Here is a 21895-nt window from a genome sequence, read left to right on the forward strand (position 1 = left end):
GGTGGCGTTCGTCACGAGACGTCATCTCTCGTCACGCTGAGGTGGGTCGCGTGCGGCAGGATGGCCGCCGTCGGGGGAGGGAGGCAGCCGTGGCTGCGAGCAGCGCCGGTGTCGCCGCTGCACCTCGCGCCCCGGGCGCCCGCCTCGCCGAGGTGGCGCGCCGGGCGCTGGGTGCGGACGGCGCGCGCCTCCACGAGGACGCGACGGCCCTGGCCGGCGACGTCCTGCTGCGCGCGGCGGCCGAGGGCGCCCTCGTCGTCGACGACGCCGCGGCCGACTCCCGGACCGCGGCCGCCCCCGAGGTGCTCGAGGGGGCCGTCGGCGCGGTGCTCGCCGTCCCCCTCCGGCTGGACGGGGCGCTGCTCGGTGCCCTGGCCGTCCACGGCGCCGGTCCGCGGGAGTGGTCCGAGGACGACCGCCAGGTCCTCGAGGACCTGGCCGCGGCGCTCGTCGCCCAGCACCAGCGCGGCGACCTCGTCGACGAGCTCGCCGCCAGCCGGCTGCGCCTCGGGCTCGCCGTCGGCACCGCCGGCGTCGGGGCCTTCGACCTCGACGTCCGCACCGGCGTCCTCGAGTGGGACGACCGGCTCATCGACCTCTTCGGCTACGACCCGCTGAGCTTCGGGCGGCGCATCGAGGACTTCGTCGCGCGGCTGCACCCCGACGACCGGCAGCGGGTCGAGGACGCGATGGCCGAGGCCATCACGACGGTCGGCGGCTACGACGAGCAGTACCGCATCGTCCTGCCCGGTGGCGAGGTGCGCTGGATCACCGCCCGCGGGCACGTGGTCGCGGAGGACGGGGTCGCGGCGCGGCTGCTCGGCGCTGCCTACGACACGACGGACGCCACGCACGCCGAGGCGGGCATCCGTCGCGTCCTCGAGTCGATGTCGGCGGCCTTCTACTCCCTCGACCGGGACTGGCGCTTCACCTACGTCAACGGGGAGGCCGAGCGCCTGCTGGGCCGCCGGCGCGAGGAGCTCCTCGACGGCGTCGTGTGGGAGCTCTTCCCCGCCACGGTCGGCAGCGCCTTCGACGAGCACTACCGGGGCGTCGTCGCGAGCGGCGAGCCGACGGTCTTCGAGGCGTACTACCCGGCCCCGCTGGACCGCTGGTACGAGGTCCGGGTGTGGCCGGACGGCGGCGGGCTGTCGGTCTACTTCCTCGACGTCACCGAGCGCCGGGCCGCCGAGGAGCGCCGGGCCCTCGTGGCCGCGCGGGCCGACCTCCTCGCGCGGGTCAGCACCGAGCTCGCGGCCACGGGCGACCCCGAGGCCGCCGTCGCCCGCCTCGCGCAGCTCGTCGTGCCCACGCTGGCGGACTGGTCCGTCGTCACCCTCGTCCGCGACGACGGCCGGCTCGAGGACGTCGGCTCGTGGCACGCCGACGAGGAGGCCCGGCCGCTCGTCGCGCGCTACGCGGCGTCCCGCCTGCGGGCGCTGGACGCGTCGACGAGCTACGTCCACCAGGCCCTCGAGTCCACGCGGCCCGTCCGCATCCCCGAGCCGGCCCACGCCTCGATCGCCGCGCTCATGCGTCCCGAGGAGGAGGCGCACCGCCTCGTCGGCGAGCTGGCGCCCCAGCAGGCGACGGTGTTCCCCCTCGTGGCGCGGGGGAGGACGCTCGGCGTCATCACGCTGTTCCGCGGCGCCGACCGGGCCCGGGCCACGGCCGACGACCTGGCGACCGCGCGCCAGCTCGCCGAGCGCGCCGGCGTCGGCCTCGACAACGCGCGCCTGCACCGGCAGCAGGTCCGGCTCGCCGAGGAGCTCCAGCGCAGCCTCCTGTCCGCCCCGCCGACGCCGGACCACCTCGAGATCGCCGTGCGCTACCTGCCCGCCGCCGAGGCGGCGCGCGTCGGCGGCGACTGGTACGACGCGTTCCTCCAGCGCACGGGCGACACGGTCGTCGTCATCGGCGACGTCGTCGGCCACGACACCGCCGCGGCGGCGGCCATGGGGCAGATGCGGGGGCTGCTGCGCGGCATCGCCTTCCACGGGGGCGAGAGCCCGTCGCTCGTGCTGGCGGGCCTGGACGCCGCGATGGAGGGGCTCGGGCTCGACACGACGGCGACGGCCGTCGTCGCCCGGGTCGAGCAGTCGCCCGAGCTCGAGGCCGAGGGGCTGATGCGGCTGCGCTGGTCGAACGCCGGGCACCCGCCGCCGTTCCTCGTGGACCCGCAGGGGGACGTCCACCAGCTGCTGGCCCGCCGCACCGACCTCCTGCTCGGGGTGCTCCCGGAGCGGGGGCGCACGGAGGGCGAGGCCGTCGTCGAGCGCGGCAGCACGGTGCTCCTCTACACGGACGGCCTCGTGGAGCGACGCGACCAGAGCCTCCAGCAGGGCCTCGCCCTGCTCCGGCAGGTCCTCGCCGACCTCGTGGACCTGCCGCTGGAGGACCTCCTCGACGAGCTCCTGCTGCGGCTGCTGCCCGCCGACCGGGCCGACGACGTCGCGCTGCTGGCGCTGCGGCTCGAGTGCGGCGCACGGCCGGTGCCGGTGGGTGGGGCGTGAGCGGCGGGCCGCCGGACAGCGGTGCGGGGGACAGCGGTGCGGGGGGCGGCGGCGCAGGGGACGACGGCGCGGGGGACGGCGGGCCGGCCGACGGCTGGGCGGCTGCTCGCCGCGACGCGCCGACCGAGGCCGTCGTCGGCGCGGAGGGGCGGCTCTTCGCGTGGGTCGCGCACGTCGACGACGTGCCGCCCCGGTCGGTGCCGGCGGACGGCGGGCCGGTCGAGGGCTCGGGCACGGGGGCGCAGGCGTACGTCCTCGCGGCGTGGCTGGGCGCCGAGGCGGCGTACGAGGCGGGTCACCTGGCGGACGTGACGCTGCAGTACCTCCAGGAGGCCGTGTCGCGCGCCCTCGGGTCCAGCGCCGAGCCCTCGCTCCTCGACTGGCTCGCCGACCACGGCGGGCGGGAGGTCGACCTGCGGACGCTCCTCGACGACCCGCCCCGGCTGCAGTCGCTGCTGCGCCACGTGCTGGCCGCCCAGCGCGAGTGGGACGCGACCCGTGACGACGACGTCGAGTGGCTCGAGTCCCCGGCGGGCGCGGACGAGGACGACGACGGCGTCGGGGGCCGCTGACCTGCACCGGGACCCCGCGGCGGCCGCGCCTGCGCGCGGGTGGGCCGTCCCGGCGGCACCCTGGCGACCATGAGCTCCACCGCCCCCTCCGCCGACCTGCCCGTCGTCGACGTCCCCGCGCTGCGCGCGCAGGTCCCGGCCCTCGCCGAGGGCCTGGCCTTCTTCGACGGCCCCGGCGGGACGCAGGTCCCCGCGCCCGTGGCTGCCGCCGTCGCCGCGATGCTGGGCTCGGCCGTCTCCAACCGGAAGGGGCCCCACCACGCGAGCCGCCGGGCCGAGGAGGCCGTGGACGAGGCGCGTCGCGCCGTCGCGGACCTCGTGGGCGGGGTGCCGGAGGGCGTCGTCCTCGGCCCGTCGATGACGCACCTCACCTACGTCGTGGCCGGCGCGCTGGGCCGCACGTGGGGCGAGGGCGACGAGGTCGTGCTGACGCGGCTCGACCACGACGCCAACGTCCGCCCGTGGGTCCAGGCGGCGGCGCGGGCGGGCGCGTCGGTGCGCTGGGTCGACGTCGACCCCGCGACGGGGGAGCTCGTCGACCCGCTCGCGGCGGTCACCGACCGCACCCGGCTCCTCGCCGTCACCGGTGCCAGCAACGCGCTGGGGACGCGGCCCGACGTCGCCGCGCTCACCGCGGCCGCCGACGCCGTCGGCGCCACGTCGTACGTCGACGGCGTCCACCTGACCCCGCACGCGCCCGTGGACGTCGCGGAGCTCGGCTGCGACCTCTACGCGCTGTCCACCTACAAGCTCATGGGACCGCACGCGGCCGCCGTCGTCGCCGACCCCGTCCTCCTCGAGGGCCTGCGCCCCGACAAGCTCCTGCCGGCGCCCGACGAGGTGCCGGCCCGCTTCGAGCACGGGACGCCGCCCTTCGAGCTCCTCCCCGGCGTCACCGCGGCCGTCGACCTCCTCGCCGACCTCGTGCCCGGCCCGGGCGGGACCCGGCGGGAGCGGCTGCTGCGCTCGGCCTCCGCCCTCGAGCGCAGCGAGGCCGCCGTCTTCGCACGGCTCCTCGACGGTCTGGGGGCGCTGGACGGCGTCACGGTCGTCGGGGCGCCGGCGCGCCGCACGCCCACCGTGTCCTTCCGGGTCGCCGGGGCCTCGCCGCGGGACACGTCCCGGTGGCTGGGCTCGCGGGGGGTCGCCGTCTCGGACGGCGACTACTACGCCCGCGAGCTCGTCGAGGTGCTCGGCCTGCGGGCCACCGGCGGCATGGTCCGCGCGGGCGTGGCGCCCTACACCGACGCGGGCGACGTCGACCGGCTGCTCGCGGCGGTCGCCGAGGTCGCCGACGGGGCGCGCGTCTGACGACCGGCCCCGGTCGCTGCCGTGGTCGCTGCCGTGGTCGCTGCCGGGGACGGCCGCGGGTGCGGCGGGCCGGACGCCCTGCCAGCGTGGCGGCGTGAGCGACGAGAGCAGCACGACCGACCTCCCCCGCGGCCTGCGGCTGCGCCCCGCGGGCCCCGACGACGTCGACGCCGTGGTCGCGCTCGTCCAGCGCGCCTACCGCGGTGACGCGAGCCGGGCCGGCTGGACGACCGAGGCGGACCTCCTCGACGGGCAGCGCACCGACGCCGACGCCGTCGGCGAGCTCGTCGGGGAGCCCCGGTCGGCCGTCCTCCTCCTCGTGGGCGAGGACGACGCGCCCGTCGCCTGCTGCCACGTGGCCGCACGGCTCCGGGCCGAGGGCATGGCCGGCGACGACGTCGTCGGCTACCTCGGGATGCTCGCCGTCGACCCCGCGCGCCAGGGCGACGGGACGGGGCGGGCGCTGCTCGCCGCGGCCTCGCGCCACGCCGCGCAGGACCTCGACGCCCGCGTGCTCGAGATGACCGTCATCGCCCAGCGCACCGAGCTGATCGGCTGGTACGAGCGGCAGGGCTGGGAGCGCACCGGCGAGCGTCGCCCGTTCCCGTACGGCGACGAGCGCTTCGGCCGCCCCCGGCGCGACGACCTCGAGTTCGTCGTGCTCGCCAGGGAGGCCGCCGAGGTCTGAGCGGGCGGCCCGGGCGGGCGGTGCGACCCGCCGCCGCCCGCCCTCGCGGCTGCGTCGCTCGGGACGGCGGGTCGGGCCGTCAGGTGCTGCGCCGGACGAGGTGCCGTCGTCCGGCCCGTCCACCGCCCGCCCGGGTCCCCGGGTCCACGTCGGGCGCTGGTCGCACGGCGGTGGACAGCCGTGGCGGCTGTCGGTCCCCTCGACTACCATTCGAACACACGTTCGGACGACGGTCGCGAGGGGGTGGTCGAGGTGGGACTGCAGGAGCCCGAGGAGGACCGCCCGCGCGACTGCGCCCCAGGGGCGGCCGACGACCACGACGCGTCCGGTGCTCCGTCCGGTGCTCCGTCCGGTGCACCGTCGGGTGTCCCGTCGGGTGCTCAGTCCGGTGCACCGTCCGGTGCCGCCCCCGAGACCTCGGTGTCGGCCGGGCCGGCCGACGTGCCGGTGAGCGACCTCCCCCTCGCCCGGCGGGCAGGTCGAGCGGTCCTGGACCAGCTCCGCGACGCCCACGCAGCCGCGGCGGCCCAGCACGCTGTGATGCTGGGTCTGGTGGCCGACCTCGTCGACGAGACGGCCGCCTCCCTGGGTGTGCCGGTCGGCGGGGACCCGGTCGAGACCGCCCGGTTCGGGCGCCTCGGCGGGGACCCCGCCGAGGCCGTCATCACCGAGATCGCCCTCGCCCTGCGGGTCGGGGTCGCGGGCGCGCGGCGGCTGGTCACCGACGCGCTCGCGCTCACGACCGTGCTCCCCGAGACCCGGGCCGCGCTGAGCGCGGGGACGGTCGGAGCGGGGCAGGCGCACGCGGTCGTCGCCGAGACCGCGGGCCTGACGTCCGAGCAGGCCCGCTGGGTCGACGCCGAGGTCGCCGACGACCTGCCCCGCCTGGACCCGCGCGGGATCACGCGGAAGGTCCGGGCGTTGGTCGCCCGGCTCGAGGTCGACGCGACCAACCGCCGCGTCCGGTACGAGACGTGCCGCCGCCGCGTCCTCGTCCAGCCGCTCGGCGACGGGGCCGCCGAGCTCGTCGCCACCGGACCCGTCGCCGACATCACCGCCCTGTTCCACCGCCTCACCACGTGGGCGCGCACCCGCACCGGCCCGAACGCCGCCGCGGACCCGCACGCCGCGGTCGCCGCAGGCCTGGACCCGGTCACCACCGACACCACCGGTCTGCCCGACCAGCGCGGCGTGGACGCCCGCCGCTTCGACGCGTTGGTCGGCCTGGCCACCGACACCGGTGCCGGCCTGCGTGAGGACGGCCGTGCGCACGCCGGGCAGTGCCACGGCCCCCAGCTCAACGTCTCGCTCCCGACGCTGCTGGGCCTGGACGACGAGCAGGCGTGGCTCGCCGGCCACGGCGCCGTGCCCGCCGACGTCGCCCGCGAGCTCCTCGCCGCCGGCCACTCCTACCGCCGGATCCTCACCGACCCGTGGACCGGCACGGTCCTCGGCGTCGACGGACACCTCCACCACCTCCCGGCCACCACGACCCGCACGACGCCGAAGGCGCTCGACAGCACCTCGACCGGAGCCCTCGGTACGTTCCGCGCTGCTACCGACAGCGACCCGGCGACGACGCCAGGCGTCGGTGTCCCCGGGTGGGCCGGGCGTGGGCCCTCCCTCCCCGAGGACCGACCGCCGGGGCGGCCCCCGTGCCCGCTCGCGGGCCTGCCCACCGGCTACGTGCCCACCGCTGAGCAGTCCCGCTACGTCCGAGCCGCCCTGCCCGAGTGCACCCATCCCGGCTGCACCCAGCCGTCGGTGCGCTGCGACCTCGACCACCAGGTCCCTCACGGCGCCGGCGGACCCACCTGCGAGTGCAACCTGCGGCCCCGCTGCCGCAAGCACCACCAGTGCCGCACCCACTACGGGTGGCAGGTCGAGGCCATCACGGACGACCCGGCCGACCCGTACGGCCTCGGCACCCGGTGGACCTCACCCCTCGGGCTGGTCCACGACGATCCCGCACCACCCTTCCTGCCCCGACCCGTCACCAGCCGCGACGCAGACGGCACACCCCTGCCCGCCGGCTGGGGCGACCGTGGCGAGCCCCTCGACTGCTCGTACCCGGCCGTCGACATGGCCTGGCCCGGCGCCCTCGCCCTCGAGGCCGCCGTCACCGCGACCATCCACCACCGACGACCGCCCCAGCCACCACCGCATCCGGTCGAGGACGACGACCCGCCGCCCTTCTGACGGGGCCACGGCCACGGCCACGCCGGTGCTCGCTCCGGCGGTCGACCCGTCCCGTCGCCGCGACGGTCACCTCCGACCCAGTCCAACCCGACCCGACCCGCGCCGGGCGAGGGCGGCGGCGGCTCCGGGCAGCGCCCGGCGGGCACCTGCGCCACCATCGCGGCATGCGAGCGGTGCAGGTACGGCGGACGGGTGGTCCAGAGGTCCTCGAGGTCGGGGAGGTCGAGGAGCCGGTCCCCGGGCCGGGGCAGGTGCTCGTCGAGGTGGACGCCGCGGGCGTCAACTACATCGACACGTACCTCCGCAGCGGGACCTACCCGATGCCCACGCCCTTCGGCGTCGGCCTCGAGGGCGCCGGCCGCGTCGTCGGCCTCGGCGAGGGCGTGGAGCCCGACGGCGACCTCCGCGAGGGCGCGCTCGTCGCGTGGAAGCAGGCGCCCGGCAGCTGCGCCGAGCGCGTCGTCGTCGACGCCGCCGAGGCGGTGCCCGTCCCGGACGGCGTGGACGCCGAGACGGCCGCCGCGCTCATGCTCCAGGGCCTCACCGCCCACTACCTCGCGACGTCGACCTACCCGGTGGCGGAGGGCGACACGGTCGTCGTCCACGCCGGGGCGGGCGGCGTGGGCCTGCTGCTGACGCAGATGGTCGTCCGGCGCGGCGGTCGGGTGCTCGCGACGACGTCCACGCCCGAGAAGGCGGACCTGGCCAGGGGCGCCGGCGCCGCGGAGGTGCTCGGCTACGAGGGGTTCGCCGCCCGCGCCCGCGAGCTCACCGGCGGGGAGGGCGTGGCGGCCGTCTACGACGGCGTCGGCCGGGCCACCTTCGCCGAGGGGCTCGACGCCCTGCGCCCGCGCGGCGTCATGGTGCTGTTCGGCGGCGCGAGCGGGCCCGTCGAGCCGTTCGACCCGCAGGTCCTCAACGCCAAGGGCTCGCTGTACGTCACGCGCCCGTCGCTCGGCGCCTACACGCGGACGCGCGAGGAGCTGCTGCGCCGGACCGGCGACGTCCTCGCGTGGGCGGCCGCCGACGAGCTGTCCGTCCGCGTCGGCGGCCGGTACGCGCTCGAGGAGACCGCCCGCGCGCACGAGGACCTCGAGGGCCGCCGCACCACGGGCAAGCTGCTCGTCCTCCCCGGTGGTGCGGCCGAGGCCGAGCTCGGCCGCAGCTGAGCCGGACCGGCGGGCCGCCCCGACGGCGGCCCGCCGGCCGTCCACCGACGACCCGTCGGCGCCGGGACCTCAGGCCGGACCCCCGATCGGCCGATCAGGGGACGTGAGCCCTCGCCCCGTCGCCCCGCCCCGCCGTCGCGCCCCCCGTCCGGCCGTGGGCCGGGCCGGCCGCACGGGGGCCGCCGCCGCGCTGCTCGTCGGCGGCCTGCTGCTGCCCGTCGTGGCCGCGCCGTCCGCGCTCGCCGCGGGGGACGCCGCCGCCGCCGTGGCCGCCGTGCTGCCGGACGCGCTCGCCGACGAGCTCTCGGCGCGGCAGACCGCGCAGCTCGCCGGGGCCCTCGTCGACGACGCCGGGACGGCCGACGCGGTGGCCACCCCGGGCGCGGGCGTGCAGCACGTCGAGGTCGCCGTGACGACCGACGACGGCGGGCTGGAGGTCGCCGCCGTCGCCGTCGAGGCGCCGCGGGCGGGGGCCGTCGTCGACCTCCTCGGCGGGCTGCCGTCGGTCGAGGCCGCGGGCGTGGCGCAGCGGCTGGACGTGGGCGACCCCGTCCCCGTCGGGGCGACGTCCGTGGCCCCCGGTCGCGCCGGCGACCCCTACGTCGGCGAGCAGTGGGCCCTCCCCGCGCTGGACGCGGACCGGCTGCGGGCGTCGCGGATCGCGGTGCCGGTCGTCGCGGTCGTCGACTCCGGCGTCGACGCCGGCCACCCGGACCTCGCCGGGAGCGTCCGGCGCGGGTACGACGCGCTGACGAGGCAGCCCGGCGGCACGACCGACAAGCACGGCCACGGCACGCACGTCGCGGGCGTCGTCGCGGCGACCATCGGCAACGGCGTGGGCGTCGCGGGCCTCGTCCGCGCGGACGTCCTCCCCGTCCGGGTGCTGAGCTCCGCGGGCGTCGGCGACACGACGAGGGCCGCCGACGGCGTCGTCTGGGCCACCGACCACGGCGCCGACGTCATCAACATGTCGCTGGGCGGCCCGGAGTCCTCCGACGTCCTCGCACGGGCCGTCCGGTACGCGATCGAGCACGGCGTCGTCGTCATCGCGGCCATGGGCAACGAGGGCGCCGAGGGGTCCCCGACGAGCTACCCCGCCGCGTACCCGGGCGTCGTGGCCGTCGCCGCGGTGGACCGGCGCCGCGCCACGGCCCCCTTCTCCTCGCGCGGGGCGCACGCCGACATCGCCGCCCCCGGCGTGGGCATCCTCTCGACCTACAAGGGCGGCACCTACGCCTACCTCGACGGGACGTCGATGGCGGCGCCGTACGTCGCCGCCTCCGCCGCGGTCCTCGCCGCGACCGTGCCCTCGGCCTCCCCGGCCGCCGTCCAGCGCGCGCTGCTCGAGACCGCCGTCGACCTCGGCCCGCGGGGCCGCGACGTCGCCACGGGTTACGGCCTCGTCGACCCGACCGCCGCCCTTCTCCGGCTCCGGGACGGCGGCCCGCCTCGGCAGTGCCTCGCGGGGGTGCGGCCGACCGAGGTCGGCTGACCCGGAGGGCCGACCCGGGGGGTCGGCCCGCCCGGGGCCCTGACGACGTCGGCCGGGCTCCGTCGGCCGGGCTCCGTCGGCCGGGCTCCGTCGGCCGGGCTCCGTCGGCCGGGCTCCGTCGGCCGGGCTCCGTCGGCCGGGCTCCGTCGCCCGGGCTCCCTCGCCCGGGCTCCGTCAGCCGACCGCCGCCCTGTCCCGGCTCCGGGCCGGCGGCCCGCCGCGGCCGTGGCTCGCGGGGGTGCGGCCGACCGGGGTCGGCCGACCCGCGGGGGCGTCTCGTCGGCCCTGCGGGGAGGTGGGAGTCCGCCGTACGACAGGAGATGCCCCGCGCCGGCGGCGGCGTCGGGCTCCCGACCTGCGGTGACGTGCCGTGACTGCGACCGACGCCTGCAGCCCGGAGACCTCCGCAGGACCGCAGGACCGGCCGGCCGCCCCGAGCCCGCGGAGGCCTCCGACCAGCGGCGACGCCCCCTTGGGGCGCCGTTGCTCCTCGCGACCTCGCGACCTCGCGACCTCGCGACCTCGCGACCTCGCGACCTCGCGACCTAGCGGCCCCGCGGCGGCCCGGTCGTGCCGCCCGAGGGACCCGCTCGACGTAGGCACCCCGCGGCGCCCGGCCGGAGCGGCAGGTGCGGAGGGCTCTCAGCGCGCGAGCACGTCCCCGTGCAGGACCACCCGACCGCGCCCGGCGCGCTTGGCGGCGTACATGGCGAGGTCGGCGTCGTGGAGCAGGCCCGCGCTGCCGAGGCCGGGGGCGCCCGTGCGGCCGCCGACGCTCGCGCTGACGGAGAAGACGCCCGAGTCGAGGATGACCGGCACCTCGAGCGCCGCGACGAGCCGGCGGCCCAGGGCCGAGAGCGCGGCGGGGGAGGCCCCGTCCGGGGTGGGGACGAGGACGGCGAACTCGTCGCCGCCCACCCTGGCCACGAGGGCGTCGGGCCCGGCGGTCACGACGAGGCGCCGGGCGACGTGGCGCAGCAGCTCGTCGCCGGCGGCGTGCCCGGCGCTGTCGTTGACCGGCTTGAAGCCGTCGAGGTCGAGGAAGAGCAGGCCGGCGCGGCCGGCGGCGGCGTCGGCGCGGCGGACGAGCAGCTCGCGGCGCGGCAGGTCGGTCAGCGGGTCGTGGCTGGCGCGGTGGCGCAGCGCGCGCTCGAGGCGGCGCTCGGCCGTCACGTCCTCGACGACGACGAGGAGGTACGGCGCACGTCCCTCCGGGTGCACGCGGGAGGCGCCCAGCCGGCCGCGGCGCTCGCCGTCGCCCACGACCGCGTGCTCGCAGCGCGGGGCGGCCGCGCCGCGGGCCCGGGGTGCCCCGCCGCCGAGCGCGCACGGCCCGTCGCCCTCGTGCGGGCCGACGAGCTCGTCGAGGCGGCGGCCGGCCAGGGAGCGCGCGGGCCGCCCGACGAGGGCCGCGAGGGCGGCGTTCGCCTCGGTGACGACGCCGGCCCGCCCGCCCTCGAGGCCGACGACGGCCATGCCGGTCGGGGCGGTGGCGAAGGAGAGGCGGAGGAGGTCGGCGCGCTCGTCGGCGGCGCGGCGGGTGCGGTCGAGGTGGCCGAGCAGGTCGTCGCGCTGGTGGCGGTAGAGCGACAGCGCGAGGCAGACGACGGCGAGGACCGCGGCGAAGGCGTGCGCGACGAGCGGGCCCGCCTCGCCGAGCCCCGCGACCGGGCCGCGGTCGGCCACGGCGCAGGCCGTGACGACGAGGCCGACGACGACGACGTGCAGCGCCGTCGTGGCGGTGGAGGCGCGCAGCGCCACCCACACGGACAGCGGCAGCGCCGCGAAGGCCAGCGGCGCGCCCTGCAGCACGCCCCACAGCAGGACGTGGACGGACGTGGCGGCGACGACGAGCAGCGCCACCTCGAGGGGGTGGGCCACCGGGCCGTGCGCGGCGCCGTCGACCCCGGCGGGGGCGTCGCCCGGCGCGCGCCGGACGAGGACGCGGCGACGCACGCCGGCGCCGGGGGCCGTGACGACGAGTGCGGCGCCGACGACGGCGAGGACGCAGGAGGACGTCCGCAGGGCCCAGGCGCCGGCGTCGAGGAGGTCGGGCGCCCCGCCGCCCGCGAGGAGGAGGGCGCCCGGGAGCAGGGAGCCGGCGGACCCGACGGCGGCCGCGGCGACGAGGACGGCGAGGTCCGGCGGCGTGGCGAGCGGGTGGCGCGTCCGGGTGCGGCGGACGGCGCGGCCGCGGCGGGCGTCGACGGCCCGGCCGAGCACGCGGTGCGACTCCGCCGTCAGGAGGCCGCAGCCGGCCACGGCGACGCCGGCGAGCAGCGCGGTGACGGGCCCGCCGCCGGTGAGGAGTCCCGGGACGGCGACGGCGAGGGCGACCCGGGCCGCCGTGCGGACGGCCGCGGACCGGTCGCCGACCACCCCGGCCCAGCGGCACCACAGGACGGCGAGGGCCGCGAGGGGCCCGGCCGCGGCCGTCGCCCAGTCGGCCCCCACGCCGGCCCGGGCGCCGACGACGACGAGCGCGCAGAGCACGACGCCGACGAGGTGCACCGAGCGCCGGTCGCCCCGGGCCCCGGCGCGCGCGGCGGGGGCCGCGCCGGCCCGCGCGGGGGCCGGCCGCGCTCCCGACGGCGTCCGGCGCGGGGCCGGCACGACGGGGAGCGGCGTCGTCGGGAGGGGGCGGAGGCCGGCCGGCTGCTCGGCGGCGTGGTGCAGGGGGCTCACGGGGCGACCATCGGCAGGTCGGGCGCGCGGCTTGAGCGGCGACCTCGACGACGACCCGGCCGCCCCGCCGGACCACCCGCCGGGAGGTGCGGCGGGTGGTCCGGTCGGGCGGCGTCCGGGTCCCGGGCCGGCGCGGGCCGGGCGCGTCTCAGGCCAGGCGCTCGGCGCCCCCGGCCGCGACCGCGCGCACCGAGGTGGGCCGCGGGTGGCCCGCCGCGAGCGACGCCGCGACGACGGCGGCCGCCACGGCCTCCTCGTCCGCGGTCCGGACGAGCGCCAGCGCCGAGCCGCCGAAGCCGCCGCCCGTCATCCGCGCCCCGAGCGCGCCGGCCTCCCGGGCGGCGGCGGTGACGACGTCGAGCTCGGGGGAGGACACCTCGTGGTCGGCGGCCAGGGAGGCGTGGGAGGCGTCGAGCAGCGGGCCGACGTCGGCCGGCCGGTCGGCGCGCAGGAGCGCGACGGCGTCCGCCACGCGCTGCTGCTCCGTGAGGACGTGCCGCGCCCGGCGGGCGACGACGTCGTCGGCGCCCGCGGCGGCGAGCCGGTCGAGCACCTCCCCGACGGACGACCCCTCGGCGGCCCGGGCCAGGTGCGGGACGTCGAGCAGCCGGGCCGCCTCCGCGCACGCCGCGCGGCGGGCGGCGTACTGGCCGTCCACGAGCCGGTGCGGGGCGTGGGTGTCGACGACGAGGACCGCCAGGCCGTGCTCGGCGAGCGCGAACGGCACGTGCTCCACCGACCCGTCCGAGGAGTCGAGGAGGAGCAGGTGCCCGTCGCGGCAGCGCAGGGAGGCCTGCTGGTCCATGCCGCCCGTCGCCGAGCCGGCCACCTCGTTCTCCGCGCGGACGGCCGCGCCGACGAGCAGGCGGCGCAGGGCGTCGCCCTCGGGCGTCGTCGGGTCGGCGGCCGGCCCGTCGGCGTGGCCGGTGAGCGTCGCGAGCGCGAGCGCCGTCGAGCACGTCAGCGCCGCGGAGCTCGACAGCCCCGCGCCGACGGGGACGTCGGACGTGACGGCGAGGTCGGCGCCGCCCACGGCCCACCCCGGGCCGTCCGCCTGCGAAAGCGCCCAGAGGACGCCGACGGGGTAGGCCGCCCAGCCCTCGACGGAGCCCGCGCCGCCGTCGCTGCCGGGGCGGACGTCGGCGAGGTCGCCCTCCCACACCTCGTCGGGCGCCCACGCCGAGACGACGCGGACCCGCCCGTCCTCCCGCGGCCGCGCCGCGAGGAGGGTGCGCTGCGGCAGCGCGAAGGGCATCGACCGGCCTCCGGCGTAGTCCACGTGCTCGCCGATGAGGTTCACCCGCCCCGGCGCCGCCCAGACGCCGGCCGGGTCTCCGCCGTGCGCACGGGCGAAGACCTCGGCGACCTCGCCCACGGCGCCCTCCTCGGCGCCCGTCCCGGCGCCCGTCCCGGCGCTCGACCGGGCGCTCACCGGGCCACCTCCCGCAGCCGCGCCGCGATGGCCTCGGGGGTGCGGTCGTTGACCCACGCGCCCATCGCCGACTCCGAGCCGGCGAGGTACTTGAGCTTGCCGGGCGAGCGCAGGAGGGAGAACACCTGGAGGTGCAGCCGCCCGAGGTCGCGGTGCTCGCCGGTCGGCGCCTGGTGCCAGCCGGAGATGTACGGCAGGTGCTCGACCTCGGGGAAGAAGCGGTCGAGCCGGCGGACGAGGTCGAGCTGGACGTGCGCCAGCTCCTCGCGCTCGTCGTCCTCGAGCGCGGCGAGGTCGGGCACGTCGCGGTGCGGGGCCAGGTGGACCTCGACGGGCCAGCGGGCGGCGGCGGGCACGTACGCCGTCCAGTGCTCGGCGCGCAGGACGACGCGCTCGCCCGCGCGCACCTCGGCGGCCAGGACGTCGGCGAGGAGGTTGCCCCCCGTGCGCTCCCGGTGGGCACGGGCCTCGCGCACGAGCGCCTGCGTGCGCGGCGGCAGGTACGGGTATGCGTAGACCTGCCCGTGCGGGTGGGAGAGCGTCACCCCGATCTCGGCGCCGCGGTTCTCGAAGCAGAAGACCTGGGCGACGTCGGGCAGCGCCGACAGCTCCTCGGTGCGGTGCGCGAGGGCCCGCACGACCGTGCGGAGCCGCTCGACGCCGAGGTCGCCGAAGGACGCGGCGTGGTCGCTGGAGAAGCAGACGACCTCGGTGCGCCCGGCCGCCGGGCCGACGGGCCACAGCGGCTCGTCGTCGAGGAGGCCGGCGGGCGGGCCCACCGTGAGCTCCGCGAAGGACGGGAAGCGGTTGTCGAGGACGGCGACGTCGTAGTCGGCCGCCGGGACCTCGGAGGCGACGGCGCCGCGCCCGGTCGGGCACAGCGGGCACTCGTCGGCGGGGGGCAGGAAGGTCCGCGTCATGCGGTGCGCGGCCAGGGCCACCCAGTCGCCGGTCAGCGGGTCGCGGCGCACCTCGCCCGCGCGGCCGCGGTCGGCGGCGGTCATCGGCCGCCCGTCGGGGCGGGGCCGGCCCGCGCCCGCGCCGCCGCGGTCGTCGTAGTAGCGCAGGGTGCGGCCGTCGGCGAGCAGCTGCTCGGTGCCGGGGCCGCGCAGCGCCGAGGGCGCGGGGGCGGACGTCGTCACGGGGGCTCCGGGGGTCGGGGAGGGCTGGGGTCGGGGAGGGCTCGGGAAGGGCGGGCGTCGAGGCGGTCGGGCGGTGCGGGTCGGGCGGCTCAGGCGTCCGCGACGACGAGCCGGCCGACGCGCGCGCCGGTCTCCTCGCGGGCCGCGCCGGGCAGCCCGTCGTCGGTGACGAGGACGTCCACGTCCTCGAGCGGGACGGCGGTGGCGAGGCCGGCGACCTGCCACTTGGAGGAGTCGGCGAGGACGACGACGCGGCGGGCGGAGCGGACCAGGGCCCGGTCGGTCTCGGCCTCCTCGAGCGTCGGCGTCGTGAGGCCGCGCACGGGGTCGACGCCGTGGGCGCCGAGCAGCAGGACGTCGACGTGCAGGCCCTCGAGCGCCCGGACGGCGAGCGGCCCCACGAGCGCGCGGGACGGCGTGCGGCGGCCGCCGACGAGCAGCACCTCGCGGCGCTCGTCCGGACGGCCCGGCCCGTCGCCCTCCCCGGCGAGGAGGTCGGCGACCGGGAGCGAGTTCGTCACGACGGTGAGGCCCGGCACGTCGCGCAGGAGCCCGGCCGCGAGGTGCGTCGTCGTCCCCGCGGAGACGCCGACGGCGCTGCCGGGCGGCACGAGCGCGGCGGCCGCGCGGGCGATCGCCGTCTTGGCCGCCACCGCCTGCGTCTGCTTGGCGGCGAAGCCCGGCTCGTCCGTGCTGGGCGCGCGGGGGGCCAGCGCCCCGCCGTGGACCCGGTCGACGAGCCCGCGGGCGGCGAGGTCGGCGACGTCGCGGCGCGCCGTCATCTCCGAGACGCCGAGCTCGGCGGCGAGGTCGGCCAGCCGGGCCGCGCCACGGGCGAGCACGGCGTCGAGCACGGCACGACGGCGTTCCTCGGCGAGCACCGCGCCTCCGCAGGGTCCGGGGGGGGGATCAGGGGGCCGGCCACGCCGGCGTGCGCGGCGGCGTCCGGTGCCGTGCGCGTCGGTGTCTGAGCGTGGTGGGTCGTGTGCGGTTCTGTCAACGCGCGGTGCAGGGCCTCGGTCGACGCCCACGGCAGGATGCGCGGCGTGACCGCCGCCCTACCCCGTCCGGACGACGACCCCGCTGCCCCGGACGTGCCGTCCCGGCTCGTGCACCGCCGGGCGGACGGCGTCTCGCTCGTCCTCCTCCTCGACGCCGACGGCGGCCGGCTGCCGCGCGTCGTCCACTGGGGCGCCGACCTCGGCGACCTCGCGCCCGGGGACCTCGCCGGCCTCCTCGCCGCCGTCGCGCCGACGCCGGACGAGCACCCCACCGACGTCGCCCGGGTCCCGTGCCTCGTGCCCGAGCACGCGGACGGCTGGGTCGGCCGCCCCGGCGTCGAGGGCTCGCGCGACGGGCGCGACTGGTCGCCCGTCCTGCGGGTCCGGGCCACGGCGGAGGAGGTGGCCGACGACGGCACCTACCGCCTCGTGACGACGGCCGCCGACCCCGTCGCGGGGCTCGCGCTCGAGCTCGAGCTGGAGCTGGCGCCGTCGGGCCTCCTGCGCACCCGCGCGACGCTGGCCGACGAGGCGCCGGAGGGGGAGACGCCCTTCCGCGTCGACGCGCTGCGGCTCGTCGTGCCCGTCCCGGCGACCGCCGACGAGCTGCTCGACTTCACCGGCCGGCACACGCTGGAGCGGGTGCCCCAGCGGCAGCCCTTCACCGCGGGCCTGCACGCCCGCGAGGTGCGCTCGGGCCGTACCGGTCTCGACGGCGTCCACGTCCTCGCCGCCGGCCGGACGGGCTTCGCGAACCGCACCGGCGACGTCTGGGGCGTCCACCTGGGGTGGAGCGGCAACGCCGAGACCTACGCCGAGCGCCACCCCACCGGTGTCCGCGTCCTCGGCGCCGGCGAGCTGCTCGTCGGCGGCGAGGTCCGGCTCGGGCCCGGGCGCACGTACACCTCCCCGTGGCTGCACGCCGTCCACGGCCGGGGGCTCGACGGCCTCGCCGGTCGCTTCCACGCCTGGCTGCGCGCCCGCCCGCAGCACCCGCGCCGCCCCCGGCCGGTCACCCTCAACACGTGGGAGGCCGTCTACTTCGCCCACGACCTGCGGCGCCTCACGGCGCTCGCGGACGCCGCGGCGGAGGTCGGGGCCGAGCGGTTCGTCCTCGACGACGGCTGGTTCGGCTCACGCCGCGACGACACGAGCGGCCTCGGCGACTGGACCGTCAGCGCCGACGCCTGGCCGCAGGGCCTCGGGCCGCTCGTCGACCACGTGCGCGGCCTCGGCCTCGAGTTCGGCCTGTGGGTCGAGCCCGAGATGGTCAACCTCGACTCCGACCTCGCCCGGGCCCACCCCGAGTGGCTGCTGCGCGCGGGCGGCCGGACCGGGGCACCGGCCCGGAACCAGCACGTGCTGGACCTCGCGCAGCCCGGCGCCTTCGAGCACGTCCGGTCGCACCTCGACGCGCTGCTGCGCACGTACGACATCGCCTACCTCAAGTGGGACCACAACCGGCTCCTCGTCGACGCCGGCTCCGGCCCGCTCGGCACGCCGGGCGTCCACGCGCAGACGGAGGCGGCGTACCGGCTCCTCGACGTCCTCAAGGAGGCCCACCCCGGCCTCGAGGTCGAGTCGTGCGCGTCCGGCGGCGGCCGGGTCGACCTCGGCGTCCTCGCCCGCACCGACCGGGTCTGGGCGTCGGACTGCAACGACGCCCTCGACCGGCAGGCGATCCAGCGCTGGACGCAGCTGCTCCTGCCGCCCGAGCTCGTCGGCGCCCACGTCGGCCCGCCGCGCTCGCACACGACGGGCCGCACCCACGACCTGTCGTTCCGGGCCGGGACGGCGCTGTTCGGGCACCTGGGCGCCGAGTGGGACATCGCCTCCGCGAGCGCCGAGGAGCGGGCCGAGCTGGCGCGCTGGGTCGCCCTGCACCGGGAGCTCCGGCCGCTGCTGCACGGCGGCGTCGTCGTCAACGCCGACGTCCCCGACCCGGCGCTGGCCGTCCACGGCGTCGTCGCCCCCGACGGCTCCGACGCCCTCTTCGCCCTCGTCGCGCTCGGCCGGCCCGTCACCGTGACGCCGGGACGCGTCGCCCTCCCGGGCCTCGCGCCCGAACGGCGCTACGCCGTGCGCCTCCAGGCCCCCGGCGACGACCCCGGCACGCGCTGGACGCCGCCGTGGTGCGCCGAGGGCGTGACGACGACGGGCGCCGCGCTGGGGACGGTCGGCCTCCAGGTCCCGCCGCTCGAGCCCGAGCACCTCGTGCTGGTGCGGGTGACCGCGGTGGGGTGAGAGGACGCTCGGCCGGCTCGGTCGGTCGCGTGGTGACGGCCGGGTGCGCGGGGGCGGCCGGGTGCGCTCTGGCGCTGCCTCGGCGCGCCGGGGTGCTGCCCGTGAGGGGTCGGGGCGCCGCGCCTGACGTGCCGGACGCGCACCCGGCCGCCCCCGCTCGTCGTTCCGTCACCACGGTCCTCTCTCCGCCAGGACGCACGTCGGGGAATGGGGGCGTCGCGCGTGGGTAGCGTCGTGGGCGTGACGACGACGGCAGGGGCGACGGCAGGGACGGCGGCGGGCGTCGAGGTGCGCGACCTCCGGCAGGAGGAGGCGACGGAGTGGGCGCGGCTGTGCTCGCGCGGCTTCCTCGAGACGAGGGCGCCCACGGAGGCGGCGGGCGACCTGCGGTGGCGCCGCACCGAGGGGCACCGGCGGCGCGTCGGCGTCGACGGCGGGCGGCTCATCGCGTCGTTCCGCTCCTACGGCGTCGACCTGCCCGTGCCCGGCGGGCACCTGCCCGCGGACGCGATCAGCTCCGTCGTCGTCGCGGCGAGCCACCGGCGGCAGGGGCTGCTGCGGCGGCTCATGACCGAGGACCTGCGGGCGGCGAAGGACCGCGGTGACGCGCTCGCCGTCCTCATCGCCAGCGAGGCGCCGATCTACGGCCGCTACGGCTTCGGGACGGCGACGACGGCGTGCCGGTGGGAGCTCGACGTCCGTGAGGCGCGCTTCCGCGGCGACCCCGTCCGGGACGGCGCCGTCGTCCTCGACCACGTCTCCGACGCCGACCTCGTCGACGTCGCCCCGCGGCTCTTCGCGCGGGTCCACGCGACGGCGGCGGGCGAGCACCCGCGCGACGGGCTCTGGTGGCCGATGGCGCTCGGGCTCGTCGAGGACCCGGACGCCGACGCCCGCGAGCAGCGGCCGGCGGTCGTGGCGAGGGAGCCGGGCGGCGACGTCGTCGGCCTCCTGCGCTACCGCGCCGGCGGGGACCTGTCCGGCGGCGACCGGCGGCGCGCGGCGCAGGTGCGCGTCCTCGACCTCCTCGCCGCGACGCCCGCGGCGACGGCGGCCCTGTGGCGGGCGGCCGCCGAGGTCGACCTCGCGGCGTCCGTCGTCGCCGACCACCGGCCGACGACCGACCCGCTCCCGCTGCTGCTCGCCGACGCGCGGGCCGCCGTCCGCAGCCACGACGCCGACTTCGTCTGGGCGCGGGTGCTCGACGTCCCCGCCGCCCTCGAGGGCCGGCGCTACGCGGCGACGGGCGGGCTCGTGCTCGAGGTCGTGGACCCCCTCGGCCTCGCGGGCGGGCGGTGGCGCCTCGACGTCACGGCCGACGACGCGGGCACCGGCGCGGCCGAGGTCACGGCGACCACCGCGGAGCCGGACGTCGTCGTGGGGGTCGACGTCCTCGGGACCGTCGTCCTGGGCCAGGGCTCGCCCGCCCCCGCGCTCGCCGCCGGCCTCGTCGACGAGCGCACCCCGGGCGCCGCGGCGCGGCTCGGGACGCTGCTCGCGCACCCGTCGTCCGCGGTGCTCACCCGCACCTGGTTCTGACCCCGGCGGGGACCCCGGACGCGACGACGCCCCCTCCCGCCGGGCGGGAGGGGGCGTCGTCGGACGGCGCGGGTCAGCCCTTGACGGACCCCGCGTTGAGCCCGGCGATGAGGTACTTCTGCGCCACGAAGGCGAAGAGGAACACCGGTGCCGTGAGCAGCAGCGAGGCGGCGCCCGCCTGCTGCAGGAGCGGCAGCGTCTGGCCGAGCTGGGTGGCGATGAAGACCGGCACCGTCGCGGCGTTGACGTCCGTGAGGATCACCGCGGTCAGGTACTCCTGGAACGCGAAGAGGAACATGAACAGCGCCGCGGTGATGATGCCCGGGCCCATGAGCGGGATGATGACGAGCCGCAGCATCGACAGCCGGGTGCAGCCGTCGAGCATGGCGGCTTCGTCGATCTCCTTGGGCACCGCCGCGAAGAAGTTGCGCAGCAACCAGATCGAGAACGGCTGGTTGATGGCCACGAGGGCGAGCGACAGCGCCAGCGTCGTGTCGTAGATCCCCAGCGAGCGGGAGATCTCGTACATCGGCAGGACGACGGCGGTGCGCGGCAGCGCCCGGAAGACGAGCGCCGCGACGAGCAGGACGACGGACACCCAGCCCGGCGCGCGGGACAGCGCGTAGGCGGCCGGGAGCCCGATGACGAGCGCCAGCGTCGTCGAGATGACCGCCACGACGAGGGTGCTGCCGAGGTACTGGTAGAAGTTCGTCGTCTGCCAGAGGTTGACGAAGGCGTCCAGCGTCGGCGTGAAGGACCACACCGGCGGGTTGCGGAAGGCGACGCTCGTCGGCTTGATCACCGAGAACGCCGTCCAGAGGACCGGGCTCAGCATGAGGAAGCAGACGACCGCCAGGACGACGGCGGCGACGACCTTGCGGGCCCTCGACGTCTTCGGGCCCCGGGGGACCTTGTAGACCTCCGGCGTCGCCCCGCGGCCGGCCGCGGCCGAGCCGGGGGCGTCGGTGGTGGTGACGCTCGTGGGCCGCGCGGCGGCCTCGGACGACGACGGCATCAGCTGCGCCCCTCTCGTGCCGTGCTGCGGATGAAGGGCAGGAGCATGACGACGATGAGGCCGATGAGCAGCACGTTCATCGCGCTGCCGAGGCCCAGCTGCTGGCCGCCGTCGAGGAACGCCCGGTTGTAGATGTAGAGGACGAGCGACTCGTTGCCGATCTGCACCGCCTGCGGCGACAGCGGGATGAGCTGGTCGAAGAGCCGCAGCACGTCCATGATCGAGATGAGCGTGACGAAGCCGACGACGCCGCGGATGCTCGGGGCGATGACGCTCCAGTGCGTGCGCAGCGTGCCGGCGCCGTCGACCCGGGCGGCCTCGAGCAGCTCGGCGGGCACGCTCTGCAGGCCCGCGAGGATGACGAGCATCGCGAAGGGCAGCAGCCCCCAGATGACGGCCCCGGCGACGAGGCCGCGGTTGGCCCACGTGCTCGTGAACCACAGCACCTCGGGGAGCCCGAAGAAGGCGATGACCTGGTTGACGATCCCGCCGAAGTTGCTGTTGAACAGCCAGCCGAACATCGTCCCGCCGATGAGGCCGGGCACGACGTAGGGCACGAGCAGCAGGCCGAGGACGAGCGGCTTGACCTTGACGAGCCCGTTGACGAGCACGGCGAGGACGTAGCCGCCGACGACGAGCACCGTGACCACGGCCACGGTGACGACGACGGTGAAGACGACGGCCGAGGCGAAGCGCGGGTCGGTGAGCGCCGAGCGGTAGTTGTCGAGGCCCACGAAGGTCCCCGGCTGGCCGTAGCGGACCTGCTGGAAGCTCCACTGCACGGTCCGGACGAGCGGGATCACCAGCAGCCCGAACATGACGATCACGCTGGGCGCGACCAGGAACGCGTACTCACGACGACGCACGAGGTCTCCTCGGGGTCGGCGGCGGGC

15 protein-coding genes are annotated in these 21895 nt (G+C 78.3%); 9 read left to right on the forward strand and 6 right to left on the reverse strand.

All coding sequences use genetic code 11. The features are described 5' to 3' along the window. Positions 1-89: 89 nt before the first annotated feature. The 7 genes from EDC03_RS12815 to EDC03_RS12845 all read left to right on the forward strand — a co-directional run bounded on the left by EDC03_RS12815 (position 90) and on the right by EDC03_RS12845 (position 9944). On the forward strand, positions 90-2513 hold the full coding sequence (locus EDC03_RS12815) for a SpoIIE family protein phosphatase (RefSeq protein WP_158674293.1): 2424 nt from the start codon (positions 90-92) through the stop codon (positions 2511-2513). Then, positions 2510-3085 carry a hypothetical protein gene (locus EDC03_RS12820; RefSeq protein WP_148058082.1) on the forward strand — a complete coding sequence of 192 codons (576 nt, stop codon included), beginning with the start codon at positions 2510-2512 and terminating at the stop codon, positions 3083-3085. The genes EDC03_RS12815 and EDC03_RS12820 overlap by 4 nt, the downstream gene beginning before the upstream one ends. Positions 3086-3154: 69 nt before the next feature. Continuing rightward, positions 3155-4396 (forward strand): cysteine desulfurase-like protein, encoded by a 1242-nt coding sequence (locus EDC03_RS12825; RefSeq protein ID WP_123380705.1) that lies wholly within the window; start codon positions 3155-3157, stop codon positions 4394-4396. Between the two features lie 94 nt (positions 4397-4490). Beyond that, positions 4491-5084, forward strand: a complete 594-nt coding sequence (locus tag EDC03_RS12830; protein ID WP_241967179.1) for a GNAT family N-acetyltransferase — start codon at positions 4491-4493, stop codon at positions 5082-5084. 540 nt (positions 5085-5624) lie between these two features. Then, entirely contained in the window at positions 5625-7283 is a 1659-nt protein-coding gene (locus tag EDC03_RS12835) for an HNH endonuclease signature motif containing protein (RefSeq protein WP_148058083.1), read from the forward strand. 164 nt (positions 7284-7447) lie between these two features. Further along, positions 7448-8452 (forward strand): quinone oxidoreductase family protein, encoded by a 1005-nt coding sequence (locus EDC03_RS12840; RefSeq protein ID WP_123380624.1) that lies wholly within the window; start codon positions 7448-7450, stop codon positions 8450-8452. A gap of 103 nt (positions 8453-8555) precedes the next feature. Beyond that, the gene (locus EDC03_RS12845; protein ID WP_158674295.1) at positions 8556-9944 is read left to right on the forward strand and encodes a S8 family serine peptidase; all 1389 of its coding nucleotides are present in this window, start codon (positions 8556-8558) and stop codon (positions 9942-9944) included. A 642-nt stretch (positions 9945-10586) separates the two neighbouring features. Here EDC03_RS12845 and EDC03_RS12850 read toward each other — a convergent pair. The 4 genes from EDC03_RS12850 to EDC03_RS12865 form a co-directional block, all read right to left on the reverse strand. Beyond that, positions 10587-12629, reverse strand: coding sequence for a sensor domain-containing diguanylate cyclase (locus EDC03_RS12850; RefSeq protein WP_123380626.1), 2043 nt, complete (start codon positions 12627-12629; stop codon positions 10587-10589). 148 nt (positions 12630-12777) lie between these two features. Then, entirely contained in the window at positions 12778-14061 is a 1284-nt protein-coding gene (galK, locus tag EDC03_RS12855; protein ID WP_199720226.1) for a galactokinase, read from the reverse strand. Then, complete coding sequence (gene galT / locus EDC03_RS12860; protein WP_241967180.1) at positions 14058-15203, reverse strand: galactose-1-phosphate uridylyltransferase; 1146 nt, start codon at positions 15201-15203, stop codon at positions 14058-14060. Before galT ends, galK begins: the two co-directional genes overlap by 4 nt. 89 nt (positions 15204-15292) lie before the next feature. After that, on the reverse strand, positions 15293-16084 hold the full coding sequence (locus EDC03_RS12865; RefSeq protein ID WP_123380627.1) for a DeoR/GlpR family DNA-binding transcription regulator: 792 nt from the start codon (positions 16082-16084) through the stop codon (positions 15293-15295). 165 nt (positions 16085-16249) lie between these two features. Here EDC03_RS12865 and EDC03_RS12870 point away from each other — a divergent pair, with 165 nt between their 5' ends. Continuing rightward, the gene (locus tag EDC03_RS12870; RefSeq protein WP_199720227.1) at positions 16250-18448 is read left to right on the forward strand and encodes an alpha-galactosidase; all 2199 of its coding nucleotides are present in this window, start codon (positions 16250-16252) and stop codon (positions 18446-18448) included. A gap of 240 nt (positions 18449-18688) precedes the next feature. Next, positions 18689-19987, forward strand: coding sequence for a GNAT family N-acetyltransferase (locus tag EDC03_RS12875; RefSeq protein WP_158674296.1), 1299 nt, complete (start codon positions 18689-18691; stop codon positions 19985-19987). Between the two features lie 73 nt (positions 19988-20060). On the opposite strand, the gene EDC03_RS12880 is transcribed toward EDC03_RS12875, so the two are convergent. Both EDC03_RS12880 and EDC03_RS12885 read right to left on the reverse strand, forming a co-directional pair. Further along, on the reverse strand, positions 20061-21002 hold the full coding sequence (locus EDC03_RS12880; protein WP_123380630.1) for a carbohydrate ABC transporter permease: 942 nt from the start codon (positions 21000-21002) through the stop codon (positions 20061-20063). Beyond that, positions 21002-21868: a carbohydrate ABC transporter permease gene (locus EDC03_RS12885; protein ID WP_123380631.1), complete on the reverse strand. Its 867-nt coding sequence runs from the start codon at positions 21866-21868 to the stop codon at positions 21002-21004. The genes EDC03_RS12880 and EDC03_RS12885 overlap by 1 nt, the downstream gene beginning before the upstream one ends. Positions 21869-21895 lie beyond the last annotated feature (27 nt).

The sequence above is a fragment of the Pseudokineococcus lusitanus genome (genome assembly GCF_003751265.1).
In the GTDB taxonomy this organism is placed as follows: Bacteria; Actinomycetota; Actinomycetes; order Actinomycetales; family Quadrisphaeraceae; genus Pseudokineococcus; species Pseudokineococcus lusitanus.

Coding starts and splice junctions, on each gene's coding strand:
- EDC03_RS12840 (WP_123380624.1), top strand. CDS start 7,448: ATGCGAGCGGTGCAGGTACGGCGGACGGGTGGTCCAGAGGTCCTCGAG.
- EDC03_RS12825 (WP_123380705.1), top strand. CDS start 3,155: ATGAGCTCCACCGCCCCCTCCGCCGACCTGCCCGTCGTCGACGTCCCC.
- EDC03_RS12835 (WP_148058083.1), top strand. CDS start 5,625: ATGCTGGGTCTGGTGGCCGACCTCGTCGACGAGACGGCCGCCTCCCTG.
- EDC03_RS12880 (WP_123380630.1), bottom strand. CDS start 21,002: ATGCCGTCGTCGTCCGAGGCCGCCGCGCGGCCCACGAGCGTCACCACC.